This window comes from Candidatus Cardinium hertigii, from assembly GCF_003788695.1.
Genome location: NZ_RARA01000019.1, coordinates 3543 through 12336 on the forward strand (window position 1 = coordinate 3543; position 8794 = coordinate 12336).

General features: G+C 36.5%; 5 protein-coding genes and 1 pseudogene (1 of these 6 running past the window's edge). 2 read left to right on the top strand and 4 right to left on the bottom strand.

Annotated elements, in window-relative coordinates; genetic code table 11:
• The first annotated feature begins 663 nt into the window (after nucleotides 1–663).
• Together EDM02_RS05620 and EDM02_RS01290 are read left to right on the top strand one after the other, a co-directional pair.
• Nucleotides 664–828, top strand: a complete 165-nt coding sequence (locus tag EDM02_RS05620; RefSeq protein ID WP_184891065.1) for a hypothetical protein — start codon at nucleotides 664–666, stop codon at nucleotides 826–828.
• A 131-nt stretch (nucleotides 829–959) separates the two neighbouring features.
• Nucleotides 960–1829 carry a TIGR01459 family HAD-type hydrolase gene (locus EDM02_RS01290; RefSeq protein WP_123662307.1) on the top strand — a complete coding sequence of 290 codons (870 nt, stop codon included), beginning with the start codon at nucleotides 960–962 and terminating at the stop codon, nucleotides 1827–1829.
• A 265-nt stretch (nucleotides 1830–2094) separates the two neighbouring features.
• On the opposite strand, the gene EDM02_RS01295 is transcribed toward EDM02_RS01290, so the two are convergent.
• The 4 genes and pseudogenes from EDM02_RS01295 to EDM02_RS01310 form a co-directional block, all read right to left on the bottom strand.
• Nucleotides 2095–3048, bottom strand: a complete 954-nt coding sequence (locus EDM02_RS01295) for an alpha/beta hydrolase (protein WP_123662309.1) — start codon at nucleotides 3046–3048, stop codon at nucleotides 2095–2097.
• Nucleotides 3049–4199: 1151 nt separating this feature from the next.
• Nucleotides 4200–5453, bottom strand: coding sequence for an alpha/beta fold hydrolase (locus EDM02_RS01300; protein WP_123662312.1), 1254 nt, complete (start codon nucleotides 5451–5453; stop codon nucleotides 4200–4202).
• An 818-nt stretch (nucleotides 5454–6271) separates the two neighbouring features.
• A complete protein-coding gene (locus EDM02_RS01305; protein ID WP_221179581.1) occupies nucleotides 6272–8008 on the bottom strand; it encodes an ankyrin repeat domain-containing protein in 1737 nt (578 codons plus the stop codon).
• Nucleotides 8009–8522: 514 nt separating this feature from the next.
• Nucleotides 8523–8794: pseudogene (locus EDM02_RS01310) on the bottom strand (PD-(D/E)XK nuclease domain-containing protein); it runs 37 nt beyond the window's last position.

Sequence of the window (8794 nt, forward strand, 5' to 3'; positions counted from 1 at the left end):
CCGTAAAACTGCTACCTAATAAGAACAACTTAGGAAGGATAAACTGCTTTTTCATATTTTTTATTCGTTTAATTGTGCTGTTTCATATTTCAATGCGCTTGGCACAAATCAAGCCACTGCTATACTTCTTTTGCGTTTTAATAACCATGTATAACTATTTTCTCCTTCTTAACTGTATAAGAAGCTTGAATGTCCTGCTCTATCCTATAAGCAGAATAGAGGCGCTTCTTGCAAAGATACGATTGTTAATGGTATTTTGCAAAAAAATTTTATGTATCCGGTCCGTATACATAACAATTTGGAATAACGAAATACAGCACATATAGCATAAGACCGTTGCAATAGAAAATGATAACGATTGTATTATACATTAAGAGGTTTTTATAAATTTACAAAGCTAAAATAATATGGTTTATGTTCTTTTTAAGGCTTTTAAATAACGCTTGGTATAGATTTTTTTTCTTTATATAGAATTTTGTTTTCTATTGCAACGGTCTTATGCGGTTGATCTGTTGAAAAAGCCTCATTTCGAAATATAAAAATCTCTTACAGATATTTATAACTATAATGCATTTTATAAAAACCTATCCATCAATAACCAATAAATGTATGTATAGGATGTCGATTTTATAAAAAAACATAATAAATAGTTATATTAGCCTTATGATTTCATCACATTGCTTGAACTTTATTTCGATTTCTTTGTACCTATTTGTAACTGTTCCTTTTGTATTAACTGTGTTAGGCTTATGGGGTAGCAGTTGTGTCGCTGTGGTTGGCATGGTTACAGGTGCAGTAGCTGTAGTAATTTGGAACATATTGGCTTAAGCCTATAACAGGCATGCATGTTTCCTTTTTTATGCATTGCCAATGCCCTAGCCATGCTTATAACACATTACTTGTCTACTAAAGCCAAATGCAACAGGGAAGCGGGTACGTAAACACACAATTTTATAATTATGCAGCCGCTTGTTTACAAACACATTTCTGAAGTCATCAATGACAATCATTATGATATATTTTTATTTGATATATGGGGTGTCATCATAGAAGCAGGGCAATTTCGAGCTAGTGTAGCACACAATATTACTGCTATGATCGAATGTGGAGACAAAGTTTTCTTTGTTACCAATGCGCCGCGCACTGCTGCATTTTTACAGGTTACCTTACAAGCATGTGGCATCCCTGCTACAAAGGAAATGATCGTGAGTTCAGGTGAAGTAGCGCTTCATATGCTACAGCAGAGTGCCGAACTATTGGGTATTCCAACGCCTTTGATATACCATCTAGGTAGAGCAAACAACAATCTTATCGATAACTGTTCAGTTGCTACTACCCGCAACATCTATGAGGCAAATTTGGTTTTATTGACATTATTTTGTGAAGAAAACGAGGAAGAAATATTAGCAGAAACGGAAGACATATTAGCCATTATAGCGCAAAGAAAGATTCTTACGCTTTGTGCCAATCCAGATCATGGTCTTATGCAAGCAGATACCTATAGATATTGTGCAGGTTATTTTGCTGAAAAAATTAAACAGCAGGGTGGGCAGGTAATGTATACAGGAAAGCCTTATCCTGAAATTTACCAGACTATATTCCATCAACAGCCAACCATAGCCAAAAACCGTATCCTTATGATAGGCGATACTTTTGATACAGATATTGTAGGTGCGCGTACAGCAGGTATTGATTCGGCACTAGTTCTAACAGGCAATGCGCGCGCCTGTTATGATTTTTTTAGTCCGCTTGAGGAGCAGCTGCTGCAAATAACAGCTGCTGCTATGGAAAAACAAGCACTTCCCAATTTTTGTATCCAATTAGGATAAGTAGACGCCGACCTCTTTTATAAGCTTATATTTGGTTCGGGTTATACAGCAAATATAAAAACGGCTGTATGCCTGTTTGCTATAAGCTATAAGTAATTTATTGTTAATAAGTAAATAGTTTCTTAAACCTTTATGAGGCTGCCTGCAATAGACAATTAAAAATATAGATAAGAAAGAAAGAAAGAAAGAAGCAGTACACGACTTCTTACTATAATATGGTTTATGGTATATGTATTTTACTATGCAAAACGCAAGTGAACGGATACTAAGCACGTCCTCGATGATTACGCCTAGGAAGTGTATATCGTAACTGACGTAACCATTTTTCAAGATTATTAGAAAGATACACAACATGATCTTGACCATCAAGCTTTTCAAAAACAGGCTTGATACCTTTTTTTGCCAATTGTTCTTTAGCAGTTTCTAATGTTGCTATTGGTATAATTTTATCAAGTGTTCCATTAATAAAATATATTGGTGTAGCGTTATTTTTATATTCTTTAGGTTCTACTAAGAAACCAGAAAAATTAACCATGCCTAAGAAAGGTTCTTTTTGCGTAAGCGTTAAATGGAGCCCCAACATAGCTCCCTGTGAATACCCCGCAATAATTGTATCTTTATTGGTAAGATTGAGTATTTTTTGTTTTTTCTTAATCAGCTCCATAAGAGGTCGACTTTCTCGTTCCAGTTCCGTGCTCATTTCGTTAAAAGACGATTTATTTTGTTTATAGAGTGTCTCCCATTTTTCAATAGATAATGAGGGCTTGTCGTATACCTTACGCATAATAGATTCGATACACTTCAAACTAACAAACTGCCTTTTCGATGGATCGTGCTGGAATTCTGTACCCATTACACGACACAAAGTTGCATCAGCTGGATAAGCTCCATTTGGCAGCATAAAATGCCAATCTGGAAATTTCTGCTGCATATCGTTAATTACTTTCGAATCCCTGTGCTTTTTCCCATTCATCGTAGTACCATGTAAAAATACAAATAGTACTTTTGCTGGCTTATTGGTACTAGCTATTTCTTCAGGATTTTTCCAATTATCACTACTATGTAAGGGTTCGTTATGTAAGGGTAAGGGTTCGTTATGGGAGGGTTGGCTATCTCTGCAGCTAGAAGCAAATCCAATCCCCAATAAAGCAAATCCAATCCCCAATAGTATATAATACGTTAACTGTCTCTTTTTTTGAAAAAACTTAAATAATGCCATAATTAAATATAATAGTATATATGTTTATTTTATAAATATCTTTCATTTACTAAATATTCTTAAAAGAAGAATAAAAATAAAGAGGCCTTAAAGTTACGGTAATAATGAAAATAATCCAAACACGTTTTATACCTATAGACCACAATCTGGGACTAACCACCTAGTATTATATGAAAACTATATATAAAAAGCACTGGTACTAAAAAGATTATGCTCAACGCTTTTCTTATGGTAAATAACATTTTTTCAAGCCGTATTGTAATATCCGTTCACTTGCGTGGCAGCCGTATTTTATAGATTACAGCAAATAGCTAATATTTAATAATTGATGATTTTATCCATTTTCTTTAAAAAGCGACTTCTTTTAAGGCTACTTTTTTTGCTTGATCAAAAAAAGTAGCCAAAAAAAATCAAGCGCTGGTGAACAAAGCTGTTGAAAATTTCAGCCTGAAAGCTGAAAATCAAAACTCGCCCTTTACGGTTACTCAATGGATTTGGGAAGCTGGCAAGGCGCGCGAGGCTGAAGTGCACGCAGCATAGTACCCACTATGCGAGTTTGCCCCATAATGTATGTACATACATCATGGGGACCCCAAGTACACTGAATCCCGAAGCGGAATAGGGGTCCCAGCCAGATGATATATCTGGTGGGGTAAAGCGCAGCCAGCTTTTCAAAGACGAAGAGACGATTACTCAATGGATTTGGAAATCTGGCAAGGCGCGTGAGGGTGAAGCGCACGCAGCATAGTAGAACTATGTGAGTACGCTGAATCCCGAAGCGGAACATAGCCAGCTTTTCAAAGACGAAGAGTAAGCTCAAACAGGCTGATTTTCTATTACCTTTCAGACTGAACTTTTCTAGTCACAGCTTTATTCAAGGCGCGTTTTTTATAATCTTGCATTATTATGCTATTTCTAATGGGTACGAACACGGATATGTATAAGCCACATGACTGAACGGACAATGGCGTCAACTTAAGGCAATTCATGATTAGCCTACCCTCCTATTCTGCTTGGTTATCAATAATAGTTAAACCTTAAGTTGACGCCATTGACTGAACGGATACGTATTGTATATTACAAATAACTATAACAATTATGCATTGTAATAATTGATTTTACCTTTGGTCCAAATATCATTAGGCTCATAATTAGCAATCAGAAGATTGATCTACCCTTGCCTGTTCTAGCTTTTTATCGATAAATTCAAATAAAACCGGAAGCATACGGTGCGGATCCATCATAGATTCTTTATTTATTTTTTTTTCAGCAACAGGAGATAAGGTAGTGCAATGGGTAATATCTTTTATAACAAAACATGTAATATTTTGGTTTCCAGGCATATCTATTTGATAAGGTTGTGTGCCAATATGGGTAAGATCTTCTAGACTATCCCCTCTACAAAGTTGTGATTTTAGTGGAACTACATGATCATGTAGTCCATCTGCATCTCCAGTTAGAAATGTAGCGACGTCATGATTTAATTTCCGTATGGCTTGGTTCACTTCTTCATTTATGGTATCTCGATCTTTGTTGGCTTCTATATACTGTTCTATCTTATACTGTTCTATATCATGCTTAAAGAGCCTATTGTAATCGTTTTGATAACCTCCAATTAACAAACCAGGAACAGCGTCTGATTGCTGATTATTTCGCAAATAGTGGCGCACGGCTGTCATACAGCTGCTATTAGGAAAAATATCCCTTGCGCCAGTAAGTTTCTTATATCCGAAACAATCAGCTATTGGGCATAGCCATCTAGCTGATGTAGCTAAAGTTATTAGATTAAACAAATCCCAATCTACTTTAGTGCCAATAATATTTAGACCCTTTTTTGCTCTATTGCATAACTTCAATAGGTCAAATGGTCCACGCGTCAAAACGTCGACCCCTTGCAATGGTGCGTTATGGGTAATAAATCCAAGCAAATTCAGTTTTTGCTTATATAGCTCTGCTATACGGGTAGCCACAACGCCACCTTGACTCTGTCCTAGGATAAATAGCTGAAAGGAGCTGCTATCCTTGTTGTGCGCTTGTAAATAATCAACTATTTCTTTGTATACCATTTCTGCCTGCTGATCTATGCTATAATCTACAGAGTTCCAATCCTCTCTAACCAATGAATTTATAATTAATATATTTTCTTTATATCTTTCGGAAAGTGCTGTTGTTAAAGCCTTCATCTCTCTTGTATCCATATTTAAGCCATGGAGTAGTACCATACCAAAAGTAGCTTCCTGCTGCCCATCTGTAAACGCAGGATTTGTTACGGTCACAGCTGTTGCTGCTTCTACAGGAGGCGGTGTAGCCACTTTTAATGGATCCATTTGCTGCTTGTATTGACTACAAGCAAAAATAGTCTGAAGAAAAAATACGCTTATCCAGGGGGATTTTTTTATTTTCATGATTCTTATATATTTATTTTATCATAATTTAATTGAGTTAGCATTAGCAATTTTTTTGTCGCTAGGCAAATATAATTAAAAATTACCATATTTTATGTATCCGTTCACTTGCGTGGCAGTCATATTTTATAGATTACAGAAAATGGTTAATATTTAATAATTAATGATTTTATCCATAAAAATCAAGCACTGGTGAACAAAGCTGTTGAAAATTTCAGGATACAAGCTGAAAATCAGAACTCGCCCTCTGTGGTTACTCAGGATTTGGAAAGCTAGCAAGGCGCGCGAGGGTGAAGCGCACGCAGCATAGTAGAACTATGTGAGTACGCTGAATCCCGAAGCGGAACACAGCCAGCTTTTCAAAGACGAAGAGTAAGCTTACTCAATGGATTTGGAAAGCTAGCAAGGCGCGCGAGGGTGAAGTGCACGCAGCATAGTACCCACTATGCGAGTACACTGAATCCCGAAGCGGAACAGGGCCCCCCGCCAGATGATATATCTAGTGGGGTGGGGTAAAGCACAGCCAGCTTTTCAAAGACGAAGAGTAGGCTCAAATAAGCTGATTTGTTACCAGCCTTCAGCCTGTAATTTTCTAATCACAGCTTCGTTCAAGGCGCATTTTTTTTTACGATCTAGTATTATTGCGCTATCTCTAATTAGTATGAACACAGATACGTTAGGCCACATGACTGAACGGACAATGGCGTCAACTTAAGGTTTAGCTGTTATTGATAACCAAGTAGAATAGGAGGGTAGGCTAATCATGAATTGCCTTAAGTTGACGCCATTGACTGAACGGATACGCAGATGGTTTTGGTTTAGTGGGAGTGAGGAAGCCCGGGATAACAGATCTCACAATACATCCCCTGACTGAAAGGCTTGAGGCCAAAATTGACTTTAAGGAATCTATTAGCCACCTGCTCGTATTCCCTAGCTTGATCTTGATCTATATTTCCCAAGTTTTCCACATAATCACGTAATCTTTGAATTATATCCTCTCTGCCATGATTGCTTGTCCAACTATTCACAAGAGGTAACTGCGCACCGCTTTGGGTGACTTGTCCTGTAGTATCCAAATATAAATCGGTTGTTAGAAACTTGAATATATCCCATACTTCATCACGAGAAATCTTCAAGGGCACACCATCAAAATGCTGATTAGTAGGAATATTTCTTTGCTTAAACTTATTATTCTGTAATAAATAACCAAGCATGCGTTTTTCTACATACATAGGGTTATGACTGCAAGCTGAACGGGTTAAATCAGTCTCATAACAGTTTGCTATAAAGACAAGATATGCATAATCTTCAGGCGAGTATCCTTTTTTATTTTTGATGTCTTTCCTAGCATTGTAATGCTCTAAGAGCTTAACGGTATCTAACTGGAGATTGTCTTGACGCCTACGATTTTCAAAAGGCTCTCTATGAAGCGACTTACAATATTCTATATAGGCTGTATGCAAAGCAGTATTCCTATCTTCGTTTTGAGCATCTACCTTAACACCCGCATTTAATAAAAGCTTTATTCCATCTAAGTCGCTTTGCTTCGATGCCCAATGCAAAGCAGCAGCGCCCCATTTATTTTCTTTGTTTATCTTGTTGCCCCTATCCAATAATAGCTTAACTACATTTGCGTACTTATATTTAACTGCGCAATCTAGCGGCATCATCCTTTCTTTGTTCTGCATATCTATTTTAGCACCGCTATTTAATAATAGTTCAACTAAATTTTCTATACCATGCATAGCTGCCAAATGCAACGCGGTATTTCCCTTTTTGTTCTGCATATCTATTCTAGCACCGCTATCTAATAATAGCTTAACCAAATTTGCCATACTACGCATAGTTGCCAAATGCAACGCGGTATTTCCCTCTTTGTTCTGAATGTCTATCTGCTCTATCTGTATAATCTTATTTAATAACAGCTGAGTTATATTTTCTTTATCATAATTTTCTTTATCATACTTAGCTGCCCAATGTAAAACGGAATCCCCTTCAGCTTTGTTCCGGATATCCACCCTTGCATTATGGTTCAATAATAGTTTCACTATATTATAGCGACCATGTTTAACTGCCCAATGCAAAGCTGTATTCCATAATTTATCTTGATTATTTTTGTTTGCCCCTTTCTCTAATAAAAGCTTAGCTATATCGTACTGACCATATATAGCCGCCAAATGCAAAGCGGTATATCCATCTTCGTCCTTAGCCTCAATGTTTGCACCGCTATCTATTAATAGTTCAGCCACATTTGTTTGACCATATGTAGCGGCTATATGCAACGCTGTACTATTTTTTACATTATCACGGCTGTTTATTTCTGGACTATCCTTCAGTATTTTTTGGATGCAATCCATACAGCCCGTATAGGCTGCCATATGCAATGGATAGCTGTTAAACATAGCAAGTGGAGGCGCATTTTTACAGATACAACCAGATTGTGAAGCCTTTCGTATGGTTTCTTGTGTAGAAATATTTTGCTCATTTGCACGTTCCATGCCATTTCTGAGATTTGCGCAACTAAAGGTAATGAAGCAACCACACCATATTGCCATATGCATATACCATCTTACCGTAGATGACCGCCTACCATCTTTTTTATATATTGAATGCATAAACATCAGACTATTATTTTAATAAATTAAACATATATACAATTGCCCAGTATGGATTTTCCTTCATCTAGGTAAGAGAATTTACTAGGCAAGCCTAAGGTAAATGTAAGAATTACGCAGGCTTAAAGCAAATACAGTGCCCATTTCAGAAATGGCTACATTCCGTATACTTTACTGTATGCTTTACTGTTTGATAAATATAATGCATTATATCAGATGCCATAAATTTAGAAAGAGGTGTTCTACCATGGATCATATCTTTATTGACAATAATTTGATTATTGCTGCAAAAAATTTAGAAGTTGAAAGGGACATAATCTTGTATTTTTTTTAAAAAGGGACATTAATACCATACGTTATACAATCGTATAGCACTACAATTTCTACGAATATAAACCATGAAATATCCAAAAAAATGATGAATCAAAAATGCAAATTATCATGTAAAGCATGCTCATAGGTTATCCACTTGATACGCCACTGCTACCTCCTTACCACAAAAAGCAAAGGCTAATTTGGTAATTTTTTTTACATGGAGATGGCGTTTTACTTTGCTAGCATACTGTCTATCCTGAATTTGTGCCAACCCAGCTTGAGCCATCTTATCCAAACTTATGGGATATTTGGCTATTTTATACTCTATAATCAATGCATTGCTTTGTTTACCTATTTGTGGTTTTAAAAGCATATCTGCTCTACCACTGCCCGTTTCTATTTCACTTTCTA